At 36.9% G+C, this 23,678-nt stretch carries 25 protein-coding genes, 1 tRNA gene and 2 pseudogenes; 16 read left to right on the plus strand and 12 right to left on the minus strand.

Annotated features, from left to right (window positions below):
• Positions 1–53: 53 nt before the first annotated feature.
• Complete coding sequence (locus CEF18_RS23530; RefSeq protein WP_110938955.1) at positions 54–1,499, plus strand: NADP-dependent glyceraldehyde-3-phosphate dehydrogenase; 1,446 nt, start codon at positions 54–56, stop codon at positions 1,497–1,499.
• A gap of 76 nt (positions 1,500–1,575) precedes the next feature.
• Here CEF18_RS23530 and CEF18_RS23535 read toward each other — a convergent pair whose 3' ends face one another.
• Positions 1,576–1,848: a DUF6612 family protein gene (locus CEF18_RS23535; RefSeq protein ID WP_147422030.1), complete on the minus strand. Its 273-nt coding sequence runs from the start codon at positions 1,846–1,848 to the stop codon at positions 1,576–1,578.
• 17 nt (positions 1,849–1,865) lie between these two features.
• On the minus strand, positions 1,866–2,435 hold the full coding sequence (locus tag CEF18_RS23540) for a DUF6612 family protein (RefSeq protein ID WP_110938957.1): 570 nt from the start codon (positions 2,433–2,435) through the stop codon (positions 1,866–1,868).
• A 210-nt stretch (positions 2,436–2,645) separates the two neighbouring features.
• Between CEF18_RS23540 and CEF18_RS23545 the strand changes: the two genes are divergently transcribed.
• From CEF18_RS23545 to CEF18_RS23560, 4 genes are read left to right on the plus strand one after another with little or no spacing between them, the layout of a single operon-like run.
• Positions 2,646–3,197: a helix-turn-helix domain-containing protein gene (locus CEF18_RS23545; RefSeq protein ID WP_110938958.1), complete on the plus strand. Its 552-nt coding sequence runs from the start codon at positions 2,646–2,648 to the stop codon at positions 3,195–3,197.
• Positions 3,190–3,402, plus strand: coding sequence for a PLD nuclease N-terminal domain-containing protein (locus CEF18_RS23550; protein WP_183041236.1), 213 nt, complete (start codon positions 3,190–3,192; stop codon positions 3,400–3,402). Before CEF18_RS23545 ends, CEF18_RS23550 begins: the two co-directional genes overlap by 8 nt.
• A complete protein-coding gene (locus tag CEF18_RS23555; protein ID WP_110938959.1) occupies positions 3,403–4,308 on the plus strand; it encodes an ABC transporter ATP-binding protein in 906 nt (301 codons plus the stop codon). It begins immediately after the preceding gene.
• Positions 4,305–5,096, plus strand: a complete 792-nt coding sequence (locus CEF18_RS23560) for an ABC transporter permease subunit (RefSeq protein WP_223292464.1) — start codon at positions 4,305–4,307, stop codon at positions 5,094–5,096. Before CEF18_RS23555 ends, CEF18_RS23560 begins: the two co-directional genes overlap by 4 nt.
• A 75-nt stretch (positions 5,097–5,171) precedes the next feature.
• On the opposite strand, the gene CEF18_RS23565 is transcribed toward CEF18_RS23560, so the two are convergent.
• Entirely contained in the window at positions 5,172–5,804 is a 633-nt protein-coding gene (locus CEF18_RS23565; RefSeq protein ID WP_110938960.1) for a cysteine hydrolase family protein, read from the minus strand.
• 418 nt (positions 5,805–6,222) lie between these two features.
• Here CEF18_RS23565 and CEF18_RS23570 point away from each other — a divergent pair, with 418 nt between their 5' ends.
• Complete coding sequence (locus CEF18_RS23570; protein WP_110938961.1) at positions 6,223–6,720, plus strand: Lrp/AsnC family transcriptional regulator; 498 nt, start codon at positions 6,223–6,225, stop codon at positions 6,718–6,720.
• A complete protein-coding gene (locus CEF18_RS23575) occupies positions 6,717–7,901 on the plus strand; it encodes an aminotransferase (protein WP_110938962.1) in 1,185 nt (394 codons plus the stop codon). The genes CEF18_RS23570 and CEF18_RS23575 overlap by 4 nt, the downstream gene beginning before the upstream one ends.
• Positions 7,902–8,175: 274 nt before the next feature.
• Here the strand turns inward: CEF18_RS23575 and CEF18_RS23580 are convergent, their stop codons facing one another.
• Entirely contained in the window at positions 8,176–9,555 is a 1,380-nt protein-coding gene (locus CEF18_RS23580; protein ID WP_110938963.1) for a sodium-dependent transporter, read from the minus strand.
• Positions 9,556–9,741: 186 nt separating this feature from the next.
• Here CEF18_RS23580 and yugI point away from each other — a divergent pair, with 186 nt between their 5' ends.
• Positions 9,742–10,176: a S1 domain-containing post-transcriptional regulator GSP13 gene (gene yugI / locus CEF18_RS23585; RefSeq protein ID WP_110938964.1), complete on the plus strand. Its 435-nt coding sequence runs from the start codon at positions 9,742–9,744 to the stop codon at positions 10,174–10,176.
• A gap of 153 nt (positions 10,177–10,329) precedes the next feature.
• On the opposite strand, the gene CEF18_RS23590 is transcribed toward yugI, so the two are convergent.
• Positions 10,330–10,560 (minus strand): DUF378 domain-containing protein, encoded by a 231-nt coding sequence (locus CEF18_RS23590; RefSeq protein WP_110938965.1) that lies wholly within the window; start codon positions 10,558–10,560, stop codon positions 10,330–10,332.
• A 281-nt stretch (positions 10,561–10,841) separates the two neighbouring features.
• Here CEF18_RS23590 and CEF18_RS23595 point away from each other — a divergent pair, with 281 nt between their 5' ends.
• From CEF18_RS23595 to CEF18_RS23605, 3 genes are all read left to right on the plus strand, one after another.
• Entirely contained in the window at positions 10,842–12,008 is a 1,167-nt protein-coding gene (locus tag CEF18_RS23595; RefSeq protein WP_110938966.1) for an iron-containing alcohol dehydrogenase, read from the plus strand.
• A 163-nt stretch (positions 12,009–12,171) separates the two neighbouring features.
• Positions 12,172–13,530, plus strand: a complete 1,359-nt coding sequence (locus CEF18_RS23600; RefSeq protein WP_110938967.1) for a glucose-6-phosphate isomerase — start codon at positions 12,172–12,174, stop codon at positions 13,528–13,530.
• A gap of 189 nt (positions 13,531–13,719) precedes the next feature.
• Positions 13,720–14,145, plus strand: a complete 426-nt coding sequence (locus CEF18_RS23605) for a YugN family protein (protein ID WP_110938968.1) — start codon at positions 13,720–13,722, stop codon at positions 14,143–14,145.
• A 165-nt stretch (positions 14,146–14,310) separates the two neighbouring features.
• Here CEF18_RS23605 and CEF18_RS23610 read toward each other — a convergent pair whose 3' ends face one another.
• Entirely contained in the window at positions 14,311–14,412 is a 102-nt protein-coding gene (locus tag CEF18_RS23610; RefSeq protein WP_110938969.1) for a YjcZ family sporulation protein, read from the minus strand.
• A 287-nt stretch (positions 14,413–14,699) separates the two neighbouring features.
• On the opposite strand from CEF18_RS23610, the gene CEF18_RS23615 reads away from it, so the two are divergent.
• Entirely contained in the window at positions 14,700–14,900 is a 201-nt protein-coding gene (locus CEF18_RS23615) for a hypothetical protein (RefSeq protein WP_110938970.1), read from the plus strand.
• A 132-nt stretch (positions 14,901–15,032) separates the two neighbouring features.
• The gene (locus CEF18_RS23620) at positions 15,033–15,686 is read left to right on the plus strand and encodes an SOS response-associated peptidase (RefSeq protein ID WP_110938971.1); all 654 of its coding nucleotides are present in this window, start codon (positions 15,033–15,035) and stop codon (positions 15,684–15,686) included.
• A 2-nt stretch (positions 15,687–15,688) separates the two neighbouring features.
• Here the strand turns inward: CEF18_RS23620 and CEF18_RS23625 are convergent, their stop codons facing one another.
• Positions 15,689–16,687: a potassium channel family protein gene (locus tag CEF18_RS23625; RefSeq protein WP_183041235.1), complete on the minus strand. Its 999-nt coding sequence runs from the start codon at positions 16,685–16,687 to the stop codon at positions 15,689–15,691.
• Positions 16,688–16,788: 101 nt separating this feature from the next.
• Here CEF18_RS23625 and CEF18_RS26200 point away from each other — a divergent pair, with 101 nt between their 5' ends.
• From CEF18_RS26200 to CEF18_RS23635, 3 genes and pseudogenes are all read left to right on the plus strand, one after another.
• Positions 16,789–16,950, plus strand: a complete 162-nt coding sequence (locus CEF18_RS26200; protein ID WP_183041234.1) for a hypothetical protein — start codon at positions 16,789–16,791, stop codon at positions 16,948–16,950.
• A gap of 77 nt (positions 16,951–17,027) precedes the next feature.
• Positions 17,028–17,103, plus strand: a tRNA-Ala gene (locus CEF18_RS23630).
• A gap of 562 nt (positions 17,104–17,665) precedes the next feature.
• Positions 17,666–17,873: pseudogene (locus CEF18_RS23635) on the plus strand (IS3 family transposase); the annotation flags it as partial.
• Here the strand turns inward: CEF18_RS23635 and CEF18_RS23640 are convergent.
• The 5 genes and pseudogenes from CEF18_RS23640 to CEF18_RS23660 all read right to left on the minus strand — a co-directional run.
• Positions 17,857–18,510 (minus strand): response regulator transcription factor, encoded by a 654-nt coding sequence (locus tag CEF18_RS23640; RefSeq protein ID WP_110939239.1) that lies wholly within the window; start codon positions 18,508–18,510, stop codon positions 17,857–17,859. The pseudogene CEF18_RS23635 and the gene CEF18_RS23640 overlap by 17 nt on opposite strands.
• Positions 18,511–19,458: 948 nt before the next feature.
• Positions 19,459–20,217: an SDR family oxidoreductase gene (locus tag CEF18_RS23645; protein WP_110938973.1), complete on the minus strand. Its 759-nt coding sequence runs from the start codon at positions 20,215–20,217 to the stop codon at positions 19,459–19,461.
• Positions 20,218–20,474: 257 nt separating this feature from the next.
• The gene (locus CEF18_RS23650; protein ID WP_110938974.1) at positions 20,475–21,707 is read right to left on the minus strand and encodes a cytochrome P450; all 1,233 of its coding nucleotides are present in this window, start codon (positions 21,705–21,707) and stop codon (positions 20,475–20,477) included.
• Between the two features lie 65 nt (positions 21,708–21,772).
• Positions 21,773–22,012: a 4Fe-4S domain-containing protein gene (locus tag CEF18_RS23655; RefSeq protein ID WP_110938975.1), complete on the minus strand. Its 240-nt coding sequence runs from the start codon at positions 22,010–22,012 to the stop codon at positions 21,773–21,775.
• 318 nt (positions 22,013–22,330) lie between these two features.
• Positions 22,331–23,326, minus strand: a pseudogene (locus tag CEF18_RS23660) (NAD(P)/FAD-dependent oxidoreductase); the annotation flags it as partial.
• Between the last annotated feature and the right edge of the window lie 352 nt (positions 23,327–23,678).

Below are 23,678 nucleotides of genomic sequence, written 5' to 3' on the forward strand. Positions count from 1 at the left end.
ACATTCGTTCTATTAATTTAATTATTATAAAAACTTTAAAGGAGAGATTTTGCATGAGTGTACAAAAAGAAGTGAAAATTCATCCATATCTTTATAACAATGAATGGAAGAGCAGTGACACGGGAAACACTGTTCAAATTATCTCGCCGGATGACGGCTCTGTTGTAGGGGAAGTTCCTGCAATGTCTCAAGACGAAGTTAATCGTGCAGTGGATAAGACTGCTGATGTTCAGGAGAATTGGGCGGCAACAGATGGTCACGAAAGATCTGGTCTTCTTCATAAGTGGGCTGAAGAGCTTGAAAAGATGACTGATGAAATTGGTGAAATGATTCATTTAGAAGTTGGAAAAACACTATCTGCTTCAAAGAGTGAAGTGAAACGTACAGCTCAATTAATTAGACATACTGCAGAAGAAGGTCTTCGCACTCACGGAAGCTTCATTCAAGGGGATGCATTTCCTGGTGCTTCTAAGCAAACTAAAGCGATGGTTCAAAAAGTTCCTCATGGAGTTGTTCTAGCTATATCTCCATTTAACTATCCTGTAAACTTAGCAGCATCTAAAATTGCTCCTGCGCTTATTACAGGAAACACAGTGGTCTTTAAGCCAGCTACACAAGGAGCTATCAGTGGACTTCTAATGATTAAGGCTTTAGTAAATGCCGGATTACCAGAAGGCGTCGTAAACGTGGTTACAGGACGAGGTTCAGTAATTGGTGATCTTATCGTTACTCATCCGAAAGTAAATATGATTACTTTTACTGGTGGTACAGCTACTGGTCAACATATTGCAAAGAAAGCATCAATGATTCCAGTAGTGCTTGAGTTAGGCGGTAAGGACCCTGCAATCGTCTTAGAAGATGCAGATCTTGATAAAGCAGCAAAAGAGATTGTAAGTGGTTCATTAAGTTATTCCGGTCAACGTTGCACAGCTATTAAACGTGTGATGGTAATCGACAAGGTTGCGGACGAACTTGTTGAAAAGATAAAAGCTAATATTGCAAAATTAAAAGTAGGAAAATCAACTGAAGATGTAGATATCACACCTATGATTGATCAAAAATCTGCTGATTATGTTATTTCCTTGATTGATGATGCAGTTGAAAAAGGTGCAACAATCGTAACTAAAGGTATTGTTGACGGTAATTTGCTTGGTCCAACTTTACTTGACAATGTTACGGAAGATATGAGAATTGCTTGGGAAGAGCAGTTTGGCCCAGTTTTACCAATCATGAGAGTTTCTAATGAATTAGAAGCTATTGATCTAGAGAAGCGAAATGAGTATGGTCTACAAGCAAGCATTTTCACAAAGAACTTAGAGGGTGCTTTTATAATTGCAGATCGTCTTGATGTTGGAACTGTTCAGGTGAATGGTAAAACATCTCGAGGACCGGACCACTTTCCGTTCTTAGGAGTTAAAAACTCGGGACAAGGTGTTCAAGGAATCGGAAGAAGTATCGATTCTATGCTACGTGATAAAGTACTAGTCCTTAATCTATAATAAGTATAAAAAAAGGTAGGAGCACCGGTCGTGTGCATCCTACCTTTTTTATTTTTAATTACAACTTGAATTCAAATTAAAAGCCGCCACCCATTAATTCATCTTCGGACATTTCTGTTGCATTATCGAGAACTTCTTGAGGAATTTCTATGGGATCTATTTCATTAAACTCTGAGAGTGTCATATGAGTATCCTGATCGATCGTAATGCTCTGGTCCATAATATCCATTCCCATGACCATATTGATTGTTGCTTCTGTTTGATAGAATGTTTCTTTATCAATGATAATCTGATAATCTATTGATTCCACTTCAACATCCTCCATCATCCCTTGAAGCATCTCATCCATTCCTCCTCCGCCTGCTCCTAGGATCCGAGCTGATCTATTAATTTTGATAAGTCTACATCTTCGCCTTTAAGATCAATGATATAGGTGGAGTCTGTTTCTTCAAGAGAAAGATGAGAGATATATTCTTCAAAAGGTTTGAGCTGTTCCTCTGGACTCATTTGTAAGTCAGACATTGCAAGCATATCCTCCATGAATTCCTCGGGTAGTTTCGTCCAAGACTCGGTCATAGGGTCTTCTACGAAAAATCCTTCTTCTTCAGAAAAATATGATAAATATTTCATATCCATATTTTCCTCTAAACCCATATCTCCCATATCCATCGAGGTAGTTTGGACAAATGTCATGGGTTCCATCGATAAAGACATTTCAGATGAAGAATCAATATTGACTTCCCCTTCTTCTCCCATGTCCATCATTTGATTCATATCCATCTCCAGAGAGTAATTTTCAATTGATTCCATTGCACCAATCGATTCATTTAAAACTTCTTCCACACTCATACCACCTTCAGAAGTAGTCTCTTCACCACAAGCAGATAGAGCCAACAACATGACTCCAGAGACTATAAACGTCGAACTTTTTTTCATATTCAAACCTCCAATTAATTTGTCTATCATTTTCTACGTTTACTTGCTGAAAAAAGTTTCATATTTTAAAGAAGAATGGTTTCTAAAGGATTGGTTGTTTTAACGACCAAAAAAAGTTTCATTATCAATTGTGATAATAATAATTGACTATCCTATTTATAAAGGTTATATTTATATTATCAAATATGATAATAGTAAGGAGGAGATTATATGAAACAATCAAAGGCTGAGATCATTTTACATCCGGTAAGAATGAAAATCATTCAAGCATTAGCGAAAAAGAGCATGACTGTGTTAAATATGCTTGACTATTTAGGCGATGTTCCACAAGCCACTTTATACCGGCACTTAAATCAGTTAACTAAATTTGAAATAATATATGTAGAAGAAGAACGAAAACGTCGGGGAACGGTGGAAAAAACTTATGCATTAAATGAAAAAAACGCAATTATTAATGCGAAAGAGGCTGGAAAAATCAGCAAAGATGATCATTTTAACTATTTCATGACCTATTATGCAATGATTTTAAAACAGCTAGAAGAGTATATGGAAGGAGAAGTAAACTTCGAGAAAGATGGTTTTGGGTATCATCAAGTAGAAATGTGTCTTAGTGAAGAGGATTTTCAGCAATTTTCAAGTGAATACCGTGATCTGTTAGTAAGGTTTAGTAAACTAAACTCGGATAGTGCAAGAAAAAGAAGTTTATCCACCGTTATTATTCCAGAAAAAAAAGAGAAAAAGGATGGTGAGTCGAATGAATGAGGCAGTGAACGCACTACAGGAATTGAACTGGGGATTAATAGCACCTATACTACTCTTGCAATTTATTTTAATGATTGTTGCTTTATTTGATTGTTTAAAGAATGAAAATTTAAATGGACCAAAATGGCTTTGGATTTTGGTCATTTTGTTTATCAATACGCTTGGTCCAATTGTCTATTTTATATTTGGAAGGGGAAATCGCTAAATGGAATTGATCGAAACGAGATCGTTATCTAAAAGGTTTGGCCAACACATTGCTGTAGATGGTGTGAACTTGTCTATAAAGGAAGGAGTTTGCACTGCATTGCTAGGACCGAATGGAGCAGGGAAGACGACGACACTGAACTTATTAACGGGTCTTATAACGCCCTCTACCGGTACCATTGAATTTGATCAGAGTTATCAAGGAGATCGCAGGCAATACATCGGTTATCTCCCTCAGTATCCGAAGTTTTATGAATGGATGACGGGAGAGGAATTTGTTATTTTTGCGGGAGAGCTTGCAGGATTAACATCAAAACAAGCAAAGCAGAGAACGAAAGAGATGCTTGATTTGGTAGGGTTGAACGATAATAGTAAAAAGAAAATAGCTGGATACTCAGGTGGAATGAAGCAACGTTTGGGTATTGCCCAGGCGTTAGTACATGAGCCAAAGCTTGTTATTTTAGATGAACCTGTGTCCGCACTTGATCCTTTAGGAAGAAAGGAAGTGTTGGAAATGATGAAGCGTCTAAAAGAACATACATCGATTCTGTTTTCTACACATGTTTTGCACGATGCAGAACAAGTATCAGATGATATTTTTATTATGAAAGATGGAAAAGTAGTCATCGAAGGATCACTGACACATTTACAGAATACCTATCAAAAGCCAACCTTTTTTATAGAAGCAGAAGACAAGTTGGAGGGATGGGTGGAAACAATAAAAGGTCAGGATTGGATCGACCAATATAGTTTGGATGGAAAGAATCTAACCCTAACCGTAGATAATGTAGAAGAGGCAAGGAAGAGAATTTTAAAGGATCCAATGTTTCAGGAACTGGAAATATACAAATTTGAAGTGGCAAAAACTTCTTTGGAGGACCTGTTTATGAAGGTGACTGAATCATGATGAGGCAATGGATCGTGTTATTTAAGAAAGAATGGACAGAATCCGTTCGAAGTTATAAAATTCTCTGGATTCCTGTTGTCTTTATTTTGTTAGGGATAACGCAACCGGTTACGTCATATTACTTTGCTGATATTATTGGACAATTTGGCGGACTTCCAGAAGGGGCAGTGATGGATATTCCTATCCCTACTGGCGCAGAAGTGATAACGGCGACGTTAGGTCAGTTTGGTCAAATTGGATTCCTTGTTCTTGTTTTAGCTTATATGGGCATTGTCGCGAAAGAAAAGAATCATGGTACACAAATATTGGTTTTAGTAAAACCTGTTTCTTACACGAATTATTTGACGGCTAAATGGGCCCATCTGTTATGCATTTCTTTAGGTTCCTATGCTATGGGATATATTGCAGCAGTGTATTACACTTTTCTATTAATTGAAAAGATGGTGATTGCTGATTTAATATATGGAGGGATTATCTATGGTATATGGATTGCCTTTGTAATGACAGTGATTTTATGTTTAAGTGCATTGCTAAACAGCACAGCTTTTGTTGCTTTTGCGGGTCTCGGATTAACAGTTGTTTTAAGTTTGTTAAGTTCCCTCACTCCGGATCTGATGACACTCTCACCTGCGATGCTTACCAGTCATAGTCAAAATTTGTATCAGACTGGACAGGTAGGTAGTGGATTCGGACTTAATCTAGCATTCACGCTTGTCCTTATAATAGGGATTTTAATAGGAACAATTTATCTTTTCCACAAAAAAGAAATTGCGCAGCATACAACGTAAGGGGCGCTTAAACTAGTGGGGCTGAAATAGTAACAATTGTCACCTCAGCCCCTCGTATACGTGTGGAGAGGCTTTCTAATTTTTGTCGATAGTTTTGCCAGACTCATCAGTCCACTCATATTTAATTGTTTTTAGATTTAAATTTGTAGAGTCGTCTATATTAGCATGGAGAACTTCTCGCATGAGATCGAGTGCTTCCTTGTTGTCCTTATTTCTGTTAGATGCTGTACAATCTGAAGGGATATATAGTTTATAGCCTCTCATAAATGCATCGTTGGCAGTGAAATGTACACACATATTTCCTGCGACACCTGTAATAATCAACGATTTAACATTTAAATAGTCCAGTAATAATTCTAATGGAGTCATGAAAAATCCAGAGTATTGAGGTTTAAGAATAAAATAATCATTATCCTCAGGTTCAATTAATTCTGTTATTTTTTTACCATAGTCTGTCCGATCTTTGCAGTGACCCACCAGTGCCGGAAAATCAGATTGCCAGCGTCCGTAATTGTCATTTACATATAGTACGGGAATGTCTAGCTCTTTTGCTTGTTTTTTTAAATTAGCAATGTTTTTAGCAGCAGGTAATGCGGATTCAAAAAGCATATCTGCTTCAGGAAAATCGAAATCATTAATCATATCTACGAGTATAATAGCTACATGTTGATATTCATTCACATGCGGGTTGTCGTTACTATTGTGCATCGTGCTAGCTCCTTTCAGGTATCAGACAAAGCTCCCTTTCTATTTAAGAGATGGCGACAGAAGTGATGTTTTGCGTTTTTCCTAATAAATAGGACTTACGCCACACGTATCAAGGGAAACCTACGCTTGATACTTAAATGATGGTGGCGAAGGCCCCGCTGTATTTAAGAAAAATGCTACGCGTTTTTCTTATTAAGCGAATATTTGCTCTAGTATGGCAGAGCTGTGTCGTGTAAAATATATAGAAGTCGACCATAGAAAAGAATGTATGATGGTTGGTATAATGAAGATTTACATGTATCATTCCCTATAGAACAAATATAAAACGAATATTAGATGGTTTGAAGTGTTCCAGGTATATATGAACCGGAATTTAACTTGAATGCGCATTATACAGAAACAATGGAGGGTACACATGATGACTGAGAAGGAAAGAGAACTATTATTACTTATTGAAAAAGAAGGACGAATGTCAGAGAGTAAACTTGCGAAAATGTTAGACACCTCTTTGGAAAACGTCTCTGAAATGTTGGCAAATATGAAGAAGAGAAAAATAATCTTAGGTTATTCAGCGATAATTGATTGGAGTAAGGTAGATGTTACGGAGAATGTGACTGCGATGATTGATGTGAAAGTTACGCCAAAAAGAGGGGTTGGCTTTGATGAAGTAGCAGAACGGATTTATCGTTTTAAAGAAGTAAAAGCTTTGTACTTAATGTCAGGAACCTATGACCTCTCCGTAGTCATCGAAGGTCGTTCCATGTCAGATACAGCAAAATTTGTTTCGGAAAAATTATCAACGCTGGATTCAGTTATCTCTACGACGACCCATTTTCAATTGAAGAAGTATAAGCATGATGGGGTCGTGTTTGAAGCGGAAGAGGATGGAGATCATCGAATGGTGGTTTCTCCATGAGTACCATGAAAACAGATCACAAAACACAGTTATCGGAAGCAGTAAATAGTATTAAACCTTCTGGAATCCGAAGATTTTTTGATTTAGCTTCAAAGATGGATAACATTATTTCACTAGGTGTTGGAGAGCCGGATTATTCCACCCCTTGGAATGTTCGAGAAGCAAGTATTCATTCCCTTGAACGCGGCCTAACATCGTATACTGCAAATGCAGGAATGATTGAGCTTCGAGAAGCGATTGCTCAATATTTAGAAAGACGTTTTGATGTTAGTTATAACCCGGAAGATGAGATTGTCGTGACTGTCGGGGCAAGTGAAGGTATTGATTTAGCGTTAAGGGCCATTGTTAATCCTGGCGATGAAATATTAATTGTGGAACCTTGCTTTGTATCATACGCGCCATTAGTTTCTCTTGTTGGAGGTGTTCCTGTTTCCGTTCCAACGTCCTTAGATACGAATTTTGAAGTGACTTCGAAAATGATAGAGGAGAGAATCACGGACAAGACAAAAGCGGTTATGTTGTCTTTCCCTAGTAATCCAACCGGTTCTATTATGGGGGAAGAGGCATTAGCATCTATTGCACGTGTCGTGTGTGAGCATGACCTTGTGGTGCTGTCCGATGAGATCTACGCGGAGTTAACCTATGACACAGAGCACGTGAGTGTCCCTTCTATTAAAGGGATGCGTGATAGAACAATCTTAATTTCAGGTTTTTCCAAAGCTTTTGCCATGACTGGCTGGAGAGTTGGATATGTCACTGCCCCTTCTACCTATGCGAAAGCGATGCTGAAAATTCATCAATATTCCATGATGTGTGCTTCGACAATGGCACAATACGCAGCATTAGAGGCATTGACTAATGGGCGAGATGAGATGGAAGAAATGATTACAAGTTACCGTCAAAGGAGAAATTATGTCGTTAAATCTTTTCGAGAAATCGGATTAACCTGTCACAACCCTGGGGGAGCTTTTTACGTGTTTCCTTCTATCATTAAAACGGGATTCACCTCTGAACAATTTGCAGAGAAACTTCTAGTGGAAGAACGTGTAGCGGTTGTTCCGGGAGATGTATTCGGTCAAGGTGGAGAAGGGCATATTCGATGCTCCTATGCTGCCTCTATGAATCAGTTGGAAGAAGCGGTGGAGCGGATAGATAGGTTTATTAATAAGAGAGTGAAATAAAGACGCTACGCGTTTTTATTATAAGATAAGAATTTATAAAATTAGCAGCTACCTTCTCACCGCAAGTATCAAGGGAAACCCACCTCCTTTCGAGTAGCACCTACACGCACTACGTAGGTGCTACTCGGGGCGGCAGAAGCTAACGGTGTATTTAATAAAAGACGGCTATGCCGTTTTTTATAATAAAAAAAGTGAAGAGTCCTTGTATACTGGGACTCTTCACAAAAAGGGGGAATACTAGGTTGTATACAGCCCTTAGTATGAACCATTGCTATTAAAATATACGAAATAAAACACGATTTAGATAATCCCAAAATCCAATTACATGAAAAAATGCGATGATAATTGCGACGGGTGCTATGTATCTTAGTAATACATACCAAATATTGAACCAAACTTTTTTTATGGAAGATCCTTTCGAAAGTTCCTCGAATAGGGTCGTCTTTTTTATTTTCAGAGGTACGAATATAGCAATTAACAGAGCTCCTAAAGGAAGAAGGATATTACTAACAAGGTAATCTAGAAAATCAAAGAAGGTCAATCCGAAAAACAAAGTGTCTGCCAGGATTCCGTAAGATAAAGCGGATGGAACACCCATAATAAAAATGAGTAAACCAGCAATCCATGCAGCCTTTTTCCGTTTCGTTTCATCGCCTTTTGTGATTGATGCTACGATTATTTCTAATAACGAAAAGGCGGAAGTTAATGTAGCGAAAAGAAGCAGTGCCATAAATAAAATGAAGAATACACTTCCGAATGGAATACTAGAAAAAACCGCCGGCAAAACAATGAAAATTAGTGGAGGTCCTTCTGTAGGCTCTAACCCAAAAGCAAATACAGCAGGGAAAATTGCAAGCCCAGCTAATATTGATATAAAAATTGTCAAGGCTACGATTGATGTCGCTGACTTTGGTAAGCTTTCTTTGGATTTTAAATAGGAACTGTAGGTAACCATGATTGAGACCCCTAAACTTAGTGAAAAGAAAGCTTGTCCTAAAGCGAATAATACGGTTTCGCCAGTAACTGAAGAAAAGTCAGGTAGCAAGAAAAAACGCACACCTTCCATTGCTCCATCAAGTGTAAGCGATCGTACAACAATGACGATAAATAATAGGAATAAAGCAGGCATCATTATTTTGGAAGATCGTTCAATGCCTTTTGAAACTCCCATCTGTATTACTAAAATTGTTAAGAGCATAAAAATAAAATGTGCAAAAATAGCTAAAGCAGGGTTTGCAATCGTTTCTTGAAACATACCTCCGAATTGATCTGGAGTCATTCCGTGAATATTTAAAGTGAAGGCTCGAAACAAATAGATAAGAATCCAGCCACCGACTACACTATAAAAGGAAAGAAGTAGAAATGAGGTAACGATACCTAACCTTCCAATCCAGTGCCACTTCGTATGAGGTGCAATGGTACGGTAAGCAGTAACGGCCTCTTTTTGGGTATGACGACCAATGGTGAACTCCGCTAATAGTAAAGGAAGCCCTAGAAGTACGGTAAATAATAAAAAGATGAGGAAAAAAGCTCCACCACCGCTCGTTCCTGCCACATAAGGAAGCTTCCAAATAGCCCCTAAACCGATAGCAGATCCTGCTGCAGCTAATATAAATCCTAGTTTCGAAGACCATTGTTCCGTGTTTTTTGACATACTGATTCCTCCTGCATAAGAAAAACATTCTTATTTTTTCCCTATATATAAGGGCGTTATTCACTATAAAGTGAACGCAAGTGCGTGTCAAGGAAAAAAATGAATGAGAAAATAAATAAAATTTTTGTCATCATCGTATTCCTATGTTATAATTACACAGTTAATAAATAATTAGGAGTTGTTTTCATGTCAGGTCAGTATGAAGTAGGAAGTATCGTTGAAGGAAAAGTAACAGGGATCAAACCATTCGGTGCCTTTGTTGCGTTAGATGAAAAAAAACAAGGTCTTGTTCACATCTCTCATATAGCTCATGGATATGTTAAAGATATCAATGAGCAACTTACTGTAGGAGACGAAGTGAAAGTTAAGGTGCTTTCTATTGATGAGGAATCTGGTAAGATTTCTTTATCTATTAAAGAAACTCAACCTAAACCTGAACGCACTGAGCGTCCTCGTCCACAGGGTGGCGGAGCTCCACGTGGGGGCGGAGGCAACAAACGCGGCGGTAGCAGTCAGCAAAGCCAACCACAAGGGTTCAACACTCTTGAAGACAAGCTTAAAGACTGGTTAAAGCAGTCAAATGAGATTCAAGCAGATCTCAACAAACGCATCAAAAAATAATTATTTTTCTTTGAACGATAAAGAGGCAGCTCATAATGGGCTACCTCTTTTTTCTTTCTCATTCTTCTGTTCAAACTAGTCAGATGAATGGATAGACTAAAATGCAAACATTCGAATGGTTCATTTACATAATCTCCAAGTAGACAGAAACAACTATCTGCCTTGCGGTTCGGGACTTCTTTCTACCTCTGCATCTGGTTTAAATAAAATAGAGATACAATACAATCCTGCCAGTCCTACGAGGGCATAAATGAAACGTGAAAATCCAGCAGCCTGTCCGCCAAACATAGCAGCGACAAGGTCAAATCTGAAAAATCCGATTAAGCCCCAGTTTACTGCACCAATGATCGTTAAAACAAGCGCTGTTCGTTGGATTCCGTTCATGCGTTCCTCACCTCCTTATAAGGGGTAAATTATTTACTAACTCGAAGCAAGTGAGCTTCTTTTTATAGAGTGCTTTAAGTAACGCTGAATTATTCATATCTAAGAAAAACGCAAAGCATATTTTATTAAAAATCATAAAGAAGAAACGTATTCTTTGCTATTTAGGGAATATCTAAGAGATAATATGAAATGTGCAATCATGTTTTCGTGTGAGTACTAAAGCTGGATAGGAGAAAAAACTTCCGGTTCATTTAAATAGTATTAAAAGGAGCGTTTTAAAGATGAATTCATTTGTTTATCAAAATCCAACTCGCTTGATTTTTGGAAAAGGACAAGTGCAAGAACAACTCGTTAACCAACTAAAACCATACGGTAATAAAGTACTTCTCGTTTATGGAGGAGGTAGCATTAAGAAAAATGGTCTTCATGAAGAGGTTACATCATTATTAACAAAAAATAATTTTGAAGTGAGTGAACTTTCTGGTGTTGAACCGAATCCGCGATTGTCTTCTGTTCACCGTGGAGTAGATATTTGTAAAAAAGAAAACATTGACGTTATTTTAGCTGTTGGTGGCGGAAGTGTGATCGACTGCACGAAAGCAATTGCTGCGGGAGCAAAATATGATGGAGATGTTTGGGACTTAGTGACAAAGAAAGAAACACCCAAAGACGCTGTGCCATTTGGAACTATCTTAACATTAGCAGCGACAGGTTCAGAAATGAATGCTGGTTCTGTGATTACGAATTGGGAGACCCAGGAGAAATACGGCTGGGGAAGTCCACTTGTTTTCCCTAAATTTTCAATTCTTGATCCACAAAACACGATATCGGTTCCAAAGGATCATACGATTTACGGAATCGTTGATATGATGACGCATGTATTAGAACAATATTTTCACCAAGAAACAAATACACCATTACAAGAGAGATTGTGTGAAGCGGTGTTGCATACAGTGATTGAAGCGGGTCCAAAGCTCGTAAAAGACTTGGAAAACACTGAACTTCGCGAAACAGTTCTTTACTCAGGTACGATTGCGCTAAATGGCACACTGCAAATGGGGACACGCGGAGATTGGGCTTCTCACAACATTGAGCACGCGGTATCTGCTGTGTATGATATTCCCCATGCAGGTGGCCTGGCAATTCTCTTCCCGCAGTGGATGAAGCATCATCAGAAGCTGGGAGAGCAAAAGCTGATAAATCTGGCTACTCGCGTTTGGGGTATTGACCCTGAAGGGAAAAGTGATCAGGAATTAGCGGAACTATCCATTCAAAAACTTGAAGAGTTCTGGACTTCTTTAGGTGCACCTAGCCACTTGGCCGATTATGACATTGATGACAGTCAGTTAGATAAAATCGCTGACAAAGCAATGATTAATGGCGAGTTCGGTAATTTTAATAAGTTAAACAAAGAAGATGTGTTGTCTATTTTAAGGGCATCTCTATAACAAATATAAACCTTTAATCCAGTAGCACCTACGTTCTTTGTGTAGGTGCTACTGCTGTACGCTTTTGTATAATAGGTAAAAATATGAAAAGTTTACTTGCTTATTTAAGCTTGTTTTAATAAAGTGAGAATGAAAGCAGTAATTAAATGGAGGAGAATGTCCTATGACAAAAACGTTACACTTTGATTATTCAAAAGCAGCATCATTTTTAGCTGAACACGAAGTGGATTATATGCAAGATGCAGTGAAATCCGCGCATGAAGCACTTCACCAAGGAACAGGTGCAGGGAACGAATTTTTAGGATGGATTGATTTACCTGTAGATTATGATAAAGAAGAATTTGCACGCATTCAAAAATCAGCAGAGAAAATCAAATCGGACTCAGACGTTCTTTTAGTAATCGGTATTGGTGGTTCATATTTAGGATCTCGAGCCGCGATTGATGCACTCACACATACTTTTTATAATGAACTTAAAAAAGGCGCAAGAAAAACGCCACAAATTTTTTATGTAGGAAATAATATCAGTTCAACATATGTTCGTCATTTACTTGAAGTAATCGAAGGAAAAGACGTATCGATTAATGTTATCTCCAAGTCAGGTACAACGACTGAACCCGCGATCGCTTTTAGAATTTTCCGCGACTATGTCGAGAAAAAATACGGTGTAGAAGAAGCTCGCAAACGTATTTACGCGACAACAGACAAGGAAAAAGGGGCATTAAAGCAACTAGCGACAGAAGAAGGTTTTGAAACGTTTGTTATTCCTGATGATGTTGGGGGTCGTTTCTCTATTTTTACAGCGGTTGGTCTTTTACCGATCGCCGCAGCAGGTTTAGACATTGAAGCCATGATGAATGGGGCAGCAGCAGCTCGCAAAGAATACAGCAGCCCTGATTTGAAGTCAAATGAGGCCTATCAGTATGCAGCAGTAAGAAATGCTCTATACAACAAAGGGAAAACAGTGGAACTTATGGTCAATTACGAGCCTTCGCTTCACTATGTCAGTGAATGGTGGAAACAATTGTTTGGAGAAAGTGAAGGGAAGGACCAAAAAGGAATTTTCCCGGCAGCAGCAGACTTCTCCACGGATCTTCATTCCCTTGGACAGTATGTTCAAGACGGACGTCGCGATATCTTTGAGACTGTTTTACACGTTGGTTCTACAAAAGAAGAAATTATGATTGAAGAGGCTGACAGTGATTTAGACGGCTTGAACTATTTAGCTGGAAAGACAATGAGCTTCGTGAATGATAAAGCCTATGAAGGAACACTTCTCGCTCATTTAGACGGTGGAGTACCAAACTTGATTGTAAACATTTCTGAGATTAACGAATACAATTTTGGCCACCTGATCTATTTCTTTGAAAAAGCATGCGCATTAAGCGGTTATTTGTTAGGAGTAAATCCATTCGATCAACCAGGTGTAGAAGCATACAAAAAGAATATGTTTGCACTTCTTGGTAAACCAGGATTTGAAAAAGAGAAAGCAGAACTAGAAAAACGTTTAGATGAAAACTAAAAGGTATACCAGCCCGTCTTTCTTTCACGAGAAGACGGGTTTTTTAATTCGTGAAAAGGGGTCAGACCCCCCATTATTTTACAATTGATTCTTCGCAATTTAAATTGCATATGTCCACCTCGATGGGAACACTAGTTAAAAGAGAACTTGTGGAACAGTTTTATAAGTCCAATGAAGGAGGCATGACCAATGATTGAAATAAAATCAGCGTTAGAGGACCAAACATATAAGCTTATGGATCTAGAAAATAAATTAAAGCCGTTAGGATATGTGATTGGAGGAGGATGGGAATACGATCACGGCCATTTTGATTATGAAATGGAGAGTGATGGATCTTACCTTTTTGTAAGAGTACCGTTCCGACCAGTTGAGGGAGAAGAGTTAGATATGAAAGGAGTAAATGTAACAATCGAACGTCCATTTCTTCTAGCCCATAAATACGAAGATGGACTTGATGAGGATGTTCATGATCCGAACCCACTTCTCAATCAATTTTCTGAACCAGAAGACTCTGATGCAGAATTCCCGCAAGAATGGGTGAATACGGGAAAGGAATATGTACGCGAACTTGAAGAAGTGTTGATAAACGGTGTTCATATTTCACCACGTAAATAAAAAGTAATCAGTAAATAATATGAAAAGCCTTCACATATCTCGTGAAGGCTTCTTAAAAGGTATGAAAGTATAAATAACAACTTTCTTCATGCCGCAGTAAGAAGGGAATTCCCTTCTTACTTTATCGGCAGAAGTTCATGTTTAATCTTTATGCTATTTAAAGAATTAGTATGCTCCGCCACCGTACCAAGATGCACCTACGATAATTAATAAAATGAACAATACAACGATTAAAGCAAAGCCTCCGCCTGCATATCCTGCACTCATGAAAACCTCTCCTTTATTTAATATTTTTGTATTTCACTTACACTTGCATCCTATGGCAGTAAATAAGATTTTGATTGGGCTACTGAAAAAAACTAATAAAAAATAATAAAATTGTTCCTGTTTAACCATAAGGCTAATCGTGTTAAATGAAGATAAAAAATTGTATTTGAAAATTCAATAGAGAATAACATTTTTAAAGTGGGGAATCACTTTTTCATTTCTATGAATATAATGTAACTGAAATGTCCTTCTAATTTTTAGTGAAGTGTACGAAAGAGGTGAAAAAAGTGGCTAACAAAAAGGAATCTGCTCCCTATTTGAAAAAAGAATCAATAAATGAGAATACTTCTGAGGCAAAAGAAGATGTAAAAGCAGGGCCTGTCGAAGAAAAGACAGATGAAAAACCGGTATATAGAGATCCGTGGAATGACTTATTATTTGGAAAAAGGTCGGAACCTAAAACTCCTGTAGATGAAGAAGCAAAGTAGCTGGTAAAACTGATACCTCAGGCTGGGGAAAGCTATTTTTCTCCGGTCCTGAGAGTGTTGGGTATGTTAAAATGATACATACTAGAAAAAGAGTCAATAAAAGCCATCCATTAAAATTGAGGTGATGATTGTATGTGTGGACGTTTTACGTTGACAGCCAGTAAAGAACAATTAGAAGCAGAATTTGGTATTGTTTTTCCAGAGATCGAAGGAAGTTTTAATGTTGCCCCATCACAAGATGTATTGAGTTTGGTTGCCGGTAAAGATGGCATGAAAGCAGGATTTCTAAAGTGGGGGCTTGTGCCATCTTGGGCAAAAGATAAAAAAATAGGTTTTAAAATGATTAATGCTCGTGGAGAAAGCCTTGATGAAAAACCGGCATTCAAACGATTACTGACCCGCCGAAGATGTTTAATCATTGCTGATAGTTTTTATGAATGGAAAAGAGAAGGGGATGTAAAAAAACCTTTTCGAGTAACAACTGAAAACAACCTGATTACATTTGCGGGATTATGGGATCGATGGCAATCTGAGGATGAAGAAATTGTATCTTGTACAATTATTACAACCAAACCGAATTCGTTTATGGGGCAAATCCATGATCGGATGCCTGTTATTTTAGGGGAAGGAAATCGGGATGCTTGGTTAGATCCCTCCATTCAAGATCATCAATTATTGAAAGGAATCTTGCTTCCCTATGAACATAAAATGAGCGCCTATGAAGTAAGTACGCAGGTAAATAATCCGAAGAATAATAGTGAAGAGCTGATTGCTTCATTAAATTGAAGCTATCTTTTCACATAAATTATCTCATCTTTTCTTTTTAAGATAAAATGTTTAGGGGGGTGAAGTGTATTTTCCCCCTCCCTGCGAATACCTAACAAAAATTGATCCTTATCTTCTTGGGTTTCGATCGCCTTTTCAAACGTTTTTCCTACCAATTCCTCCGATAACCGGGCAATCCCCAAATGATCCATCTGATCATGGTCCAACATTTTTGAAATCACATCTGTTATTCCGTGGAATAGTGTACCGTTCATAAGCAATAAACTAACATGCTGAGAAGCTTTAATAATTTCATCCGCACCGGCTCGTTTAGCATTCGTGACTTGAGCTTCTGTGACGAGCTCTACTATGGCGTAAAGCTCAGGATTTATCCCCTTACACGTTATTAACGTTAAAATGGTATTTGCGTCACCCTGACGCTCCTCAATATGGAGGTTTGCGGTAATGACGACAGTTTTTGCTTGTTTTGTGTTGGCACGTAGATGCGTTTCATCCTGTCCGGGATTCCCTCTAATATAACGAACAAAGGAATAGTTTTTCGGTAAAACCTGAAGTGTTTCGTCTATAAGAACAAGCTCTTGTGAAGGATTGAGTTCATGCGTTTCCTCTAAGAGTAGACGACTGCGCTCATTCCAGCCAATCACAAGGAGATGATTATTTTTTTTATACATGCCAAGCCCTCTTTCATTTTGCTCTTTAATTAAAATAGTAGAGGTAGCCAGATTGGTCACAAAAAATGAAAAAATAGCAATCCCTACTAGGATTAAAGAAATTCCAATCATTCTTCCAAAAACACTTTCAGGAACAAAATCACCGTAACCTACAGTGGAAATTGTCACGATCGCCCACCATACACCATCAAAAATCATTGGAAATTCTTCTGGCTCAATGCTATGCATGATTAAACCTATCGCCCATACAAACATTAGCAAAGCGGCGACAACTTTTAGAAGCAACAATCTATTCGTGTAAAACTTCATGAGTAACGTTTCTCGAAACATCATTTTTCTCCTTTATCTGTTTCTCTTCTTACATTATTGACTAAATGTAATGCAAAACATTCACCATTTTGGTACGATAGTAAAAGTGAGGAGGGACCGTCATGTTCCAAGCAATTATTTTTACGATTACGATGTTTGGAGGTTGGGTTGTTTTTGATGCCATCAAACACAAAAAAGTTTTGAAAGAAAATGTTTTATCAGGTCTCATAGCTTCAATTATCGCAGGTTTCGCCTGGTATATTTTATTTATTATTTTCGAATAAAAATAAAAGGGTTGATTATTGGCTGGAAAAACATTATAATTTAAAATTGTGAGTCACATTTATATGACTTTCATTTTGGGGCCATAGCTCAGCTGGGAGAGCGTTTGTCTGGCAGACAAGAGGTCAGGGGTTCGAGCCCCCTTGGCTCCACCATACATATGTTATCAACGACTTTATTTCTCGTCTAAACGAGGAGTAGAGTCGTTTTTTTCGTGTTTATATTTTTTACTCATACGAAGACAGCATATTACTAACTTTTTTGAGTTGAATGTTAACAAAGTTTATAGTAATGAAGGAATTTTATCAATTCTAGTTCCATGTAATTTATAAAAGAGCAAAGGAAGAGGCAACAGACAATCTTGAACAATCACAAGGAAAATAATTAAGATTGGAATGGTCTTCTATTCAGGAGATCATGATAATTTTGGCGGAGAATAAAGATTATAAATTGCCAAATGTTAGTGTAATGGTTAGTTTCAGACAATAGGTTTTTCCCCTTTACATAAATATAAAAATGACACTTTATTTCTCATGAACGGTATAGTATCTGCTTGTTGTAGATTAACTTGTATTTTTTTTATAATAATTAAGTGTGAGAATAATAATTCCTCAGAATAAAATAGATTACTACTTGGATGCTAATAAAGAATATATCATAGAGAAGAAATGTAAATAAAAATCGAACATTCAACACCATTCAAACAATAAGGGGCACTTTAAAAGTAGCCGAAATATATACGGTCAGAGAAAGATCAAGAAAGAAGCTTGAAAAACTTGGTTGGACGGTTTCCCGACGTAGAATTGGCCGTATAATGACAGAACAGGGGCTTGTTTCAAAGTATACCGTTGCCCAATATAAGCCTAGCCAAACGACTTGTAATGAATCAGAAACTCAAAGTGATACAGTTATAAGGAAATATAACCCTGCTTAAACGAAACAGAAACAGCCTCAGATCTTGAATCAACATTCAATTTATTATAGATGATCGTTAAATGTGCCTTAACCGTACGTTCAGCAATTCCCATATCAAATGCAATTTCTTTATTTCGGTAGCCTTTCGATACAGCTAGTATGATAAATAATTCTTTTTCCGTTAAAATTGACTGCTTATACTTATCATTATCATCCTTTTTCTCACTTTTTTCTTTTATATTTAAAATTTTCATCAGGATTTCTGGCTTAAGCAGAGTATCTCCTCTTAGTGCAGATTCGATTGTACGAAATAAATCATCTCTACTCGTATCTTTTAATAAATAACCTTTTGCACCTAATTGGATGCCTTTTAACATTAATTCATCTTCATTGTAGGTAGTAAGGATTATGACTGGAATGTTAATCTGTTCTTGATTAAGATGTTGAATTGTTTCTAGTCCACTCATAACAGGCATATTTAAGTCTAATAGAATAACATCTACAATATTTTTTTCGAGAAGCTCAATCGCTTCTTGACCATTTCCAGCTTCACCTATGACTTTAAAGGATTCATTTGTTTCTAAAATCAACTTTAGCCCTTCCCTTACAACTAAATGGTCATCAACAATCAGTATATTCTTTTTCAACCTCTCACCTTCCATACCAAGTGGAATTTTCACCATTACACTAGTTCCTATATTTAAGTCACTTGTAAGTCCCTTTTGCGTTCCAATTATATAATGTATCATGTAAATCTCGCACAAGTTGTTTTCTTTCGTTTACGATTTTGAGCTACTCTATTTTTTGATTAGCTGCTTCTAACTTTTTAATATAATACTGCATGTTAGCCCATGCATTCGCTTGTAACATAAAGGATTGAATAAAAGGCTGAAATCTCAATAATGAAAAACAGAATCGGGATGTTGAAACAACAAAGGTGTACCGTCAATATTAAAGTATAATAGCTAAAAGAACCTTAAAAGAGTTTTCAAAAAAATGAATATAAGATTGGTAATAATCCTATAAGAATAATCGGTGAGCCATGAAGCATGATAAATGCAGAAATAAAAATGATCGTACATTGTAGAAAAAAATAAAAGGATGAATACTTAAGTTTAAATTGGTACATGAATTTATATAATATTGTGTGTAAGATCATTAATACCGTAAATATATTTGCTTGAGCATTTAGAACTTCTTCTAAAAATTGCAATACTATAGTGCCTACATAAACTAAGATTACCATAATATCATTCTATTCTTATAAGTAGGATGATTGTTAACCTTGTCATTGTAATCAATAGATATCTTTCTTTTAAAGATATCTATTCACCTGTTACTTAAACGAATACAAATAAATAGAAAAACATGATTTATTTGCCTGTTCCTTTTGGAGTGTAGGATTTACTTTTTTCTTAAATAAAACTATCTGATAGTATAAAAAAAGATGACACTGTATATACAGAAATCATCTCAGAAAAGTCACCGTTTAGATTACCTTTTTTATAAGAGTTCACTTTAATCCAGAATTTTACCTTTTTCGATTGATTCTTTATGTTCATCCTGTAAATGATTATTTAGTGTGTAAGTATTGATTAATAAGCTGTCCAACCACCGTCAACTGTAACTGTTGTAGCATTAACAAAACTAGAGTCATCAGAAGCTAAGAATAAAGCTACCTTTGCAATTTCCTCTGGTTGTCCTAAACGTGGGTTAGTCGCCATCCCCGGTCTAGATCTTTCCATACCAAATTGACTAACATTCGTTAATGTAGCAGCTATATTTGTTTCCACACTTCCTGGTGCAATTGCATTACATCGGACTCCACTTTTCGCATACATAAATCCAGTATTCTTTGTGAAACCAAGAACCGCATGTTTTGAGGCGGTATATGCTGCACCAGCACGTCCTCCCTGAAGTCCGCCATTTGATGCAATATTAACAATAACACCTTGTTCCTTCTTTAAAAAGATAGGTAATACCTTTCTAGTTGTGCGCATGACACCTGTAGTATTAATAGCAAATACTCTTTCCCACATTTCATCCTCAATTTCGCCAGCAGGAATAAAATTATCCATAATACCAGCATTATTAACTAAAATGTCAACTGTATTGAATGTTTCAATACAGTTGTCTATAAGATTTTGAACATCCTTTTCATTTGCAACGTTAGCAAAAACTGCTACCGCTTCTCCACCATTTGATTTAATTTCTTCCACCGTAGCATTTGCTGAATCTTCATTAATATCTGAAACTACTACTTTAGCACCGTGTTGGGCATAAACTATCGCAATCGCTTTTCCCATTCCTGAGCCTGCTCCTGTTACAATCGCTATTTTGTCTTTAAGTTTCATTTACGACACCCCGTTGATTAGATTTTTGGTGTTTTTCTAAAATGTGAATCTTGTATATGAATATTCTATCAAGAATGGCTAATTTATATATCGTACTTTCGGGCAATATACTTATGCCCAATGAGGCAAATCAACTGTTTTAAGCGTGCGGAATAATAGTTATTTTATTAATTAAGAAAAAAAATAACCCGAATATGATCCCTATATTCGGGCAGAATAAATCATTATGCTTTAAATTATTTTTCACAATAAATCTATTATTGGTACACGTTTAAAGGTAAATGAACTAAAGACTGACCTGGAGCAGACTCAGTTAGATTCTCTTCTAAGTTAAAGGATTGAACAGGTTCTATTTGTGAAAAATTTTGTAAAAATGTTTTTAAGGCAATATTCAATTCTAACCTCGCAAGCGGCGCTCCTAGACAAAAATGTGGGCCATTACCAAAAGTTAAATGTTTTTTATTATTTGGTCGATGTATATTTAATTCAAATGGATTTTCGAACATTTCTTCATCCATATTTGCTGCACTCATCCACGCAATCACTACATCACCTTTTTTCAGTTCCACACCTAAAATATTATTGTCCTGTTTTACGAAGCGTTCTCTTTTAGATATATTGAATCGATAACGAAGCATTTCTTCCACAGCATTTGGAACGAGTTCCAGGTCGTTTCTTAATTGCTCGTATAAGGTTGTATCATCATACAATAGAGAATAAAACATGCTTGAAATCATATGACCAGTTGTTTCAATCCCAGCTCCTAGTAAAAGCATAGTTGTTCGAACAATCTCATCATCAGTAAATCTTTCACCTTCTAACTCAACTTTTATCAAATCCGAAATAATATCATCAGAAGGATTTGAGTGTTTTTGAATAACAAGAGGATACAGGTATTCAAAATATTCTCGAGCAGCGTTCTGTTTTTTCTCATCAATTTCTTGTTCTTTTCCTTTTGTATAAGGTTGAAAAAGAACGTCAACCCATCTTTTATACCTAAGACTATCAGTTGAAGGAACTCCAATCAAGTCAGCCATTACCATGGTTGGATAGAGTCCTGAGAATTGCTGAACAATATCAACAGTGCTGTTTGCCTCCATGTCATGCACCAGTTTATTGGCAATTTCCTGGATTCGAGGCTCCCAGTTTTTTATGCTACGAGGAGTAAATGCTGCCGACAATAGGGAACGAGATTTTTGATGTTTGGGTGGATCGCTCCCAGCAACATTTACTTTTTCTGGGATCTGTCCTTCTTTATTATTCGCGCCTACAGCAACTGTTGATCTATTTCCTACACTTGAAAAGAATTCATGTTTACTTAAGACCTGTTTGACATCTTTATATTTAAAAACATTCCATGTATCTGTTTCTTTATTGTAGTATATTGGTTCATTTACTAGCATTTTCTTATACCAATCCATTGGACAAAACTCTTCGGATTTAGATTGAAATTTTGTGATTTCTTGCATATCTATTATTTCTTTATTCATTATGTCAGCCTCCTAGAATATTTGCACCCTTTTACTTCTTTATACTGTAAGGTATTTATTTATAACTATTCTCTCTGTGTGAAGGGACGATCTAATATTTTAACGGAATCAGTCGGACAGTCCTCAAAAGCATCATCCATCTCATCCCACAGTTCCTCAGATACTTCGCATGTACCTTGGTTACCATCTAACCTGACAAAGGCGATTCCTTCATCATCAAAATCATAAATAGCGGGTGCAGCTGCTCCACAAGCACCACAGGCAATACATGTATTTTGATTTACAAATGTATACTTTATAGTCATTTTTACCTCCCAATATTTACGGGTTAATCAATTGGAAACGGCAATCGTACAACTGATCCAATTTCTCTAGTTTGTGCGAATATTGAAAATGGATTGGCTCTGCTCTTTCCACTTAGTACCCCTAATAACCCTTGCTCTGGTGCTAGGGATCCTCAAAATGTCCTACCTATATAAAGGTGTCAATGTTTTGATGTGAAAATCTACTTGTATTTTCAATAATGCTGCTACTCCACACGCGACGCATGTTCTTGATTCACCACATACATTGGTCACCCATTTTCCACTGTAAAAAATATTTTTTCTTACACGGGATTTGTCCTTCTTTTCCATTAAGCTTGTGCTGTGCAATGGTTGGACTTTTGCTGATGGTTCAATATAAACCTTTGCGTTACTTACCGCTGTCGCAGCTTCTCCAAAACCTGTTGCAATGAGATTTATTTTTCCATCATACGTACAAATATCACATGCTGCGTAGATTCCTTCAATATTTGTTTCCTGCTTCGAGTTCACAACAATCAAGTTTCCCTCGATATTAAGATCCCATCCTTTGATAGGTCCTAGTGACGAAACAAATCCATAATTGACGAGCACATCGTTTGCCTCAATCTCTTTTTCGGTATCTCCTTTTGCTTCTTTAAGGATGACTATTTCTAAAGCTCTCTGTCCTTCTAAACTAACCGGTACATAAGGAGTAAGAATCTCCACCTTTGATATTTCAAGAAGAGCAACACTATGCTCGTGTGCACGAAATTTATCACGTCGATGAACGAGTGTAACTTTTTCAGCAATCGGCTCTAGCATTAAGGAACAATCAACCGCTGAATCTCCACCTCCAAAAACAACGACTTTTCTATTGGAGAATTTACCTAAATCATTAATAAAATAATGAACGTTCGTATCATCCAGATTTTGTGGTATCTAAATAGGTAATTTCCTTGACTGAAACGCACCGTTCCCTGCTGTAATAATTATTGATTTTGAAAAATGCATTCCCGTTTCAGTGTGAATGGTAAATACTCCATTAACCTTTTCAATCTGCTGAACTGATTGCCCAAAGCATAGTTCCGTTTTTTCTTTAAATAGGTTCATTTGTTCCTGTAAATTGTCTATGAGTTCTTGAGCTCGTACTTTTGGAAATCCTGCAATATCGTAAATGTATTTTTCTGGATATAATGCTGAAAGCTGCCCGCCAAGCTGTGGAAGATTTTCAATGATCTTTACAGATGCTTGCCTCATCCCTGCATAAAAAGCTGCAAACATCCCCACTGGTCCGCCTCCAATAATAGTAATATCAACTACTTCATTATTCTGCATCTTAAACCTCCTCTAATTTCAGTAGAATCTAATAAACCCTGTACTTTCCCTAAAGAGAAATAGAAAAACTTACCTCAATACAAGCTCTTTTCTTTTAATAAGGTTACTTCAATGTTAAGCATTTAGTTTTTTCCTGCTTGTTCGTAGTTATCGGATCAACACGATGAGATACTTTTAAACTCCCCCTTTTACCAAAAGTGCTAACTCATTTAAAGCACTTTTGTTATTAATCCACATTATATAGCACTAAACAATATAAAAAATCGTACAATTGGGTATGTACCAACTGTACGATCGGGTATTAACTATTTATGAAAAAGAATCACTCTCATACTACCTATTTTATTGAAAC

The organism is Salipaludibacillus neizhouensis, assembly GCF_002886185.1.
GTDB lineage: Bacteria > Bacillota > Bacilli > Bacillales > Salisediminibacteriaceae > Salipaludibacillus > Salipaludibacillus neizhouensis.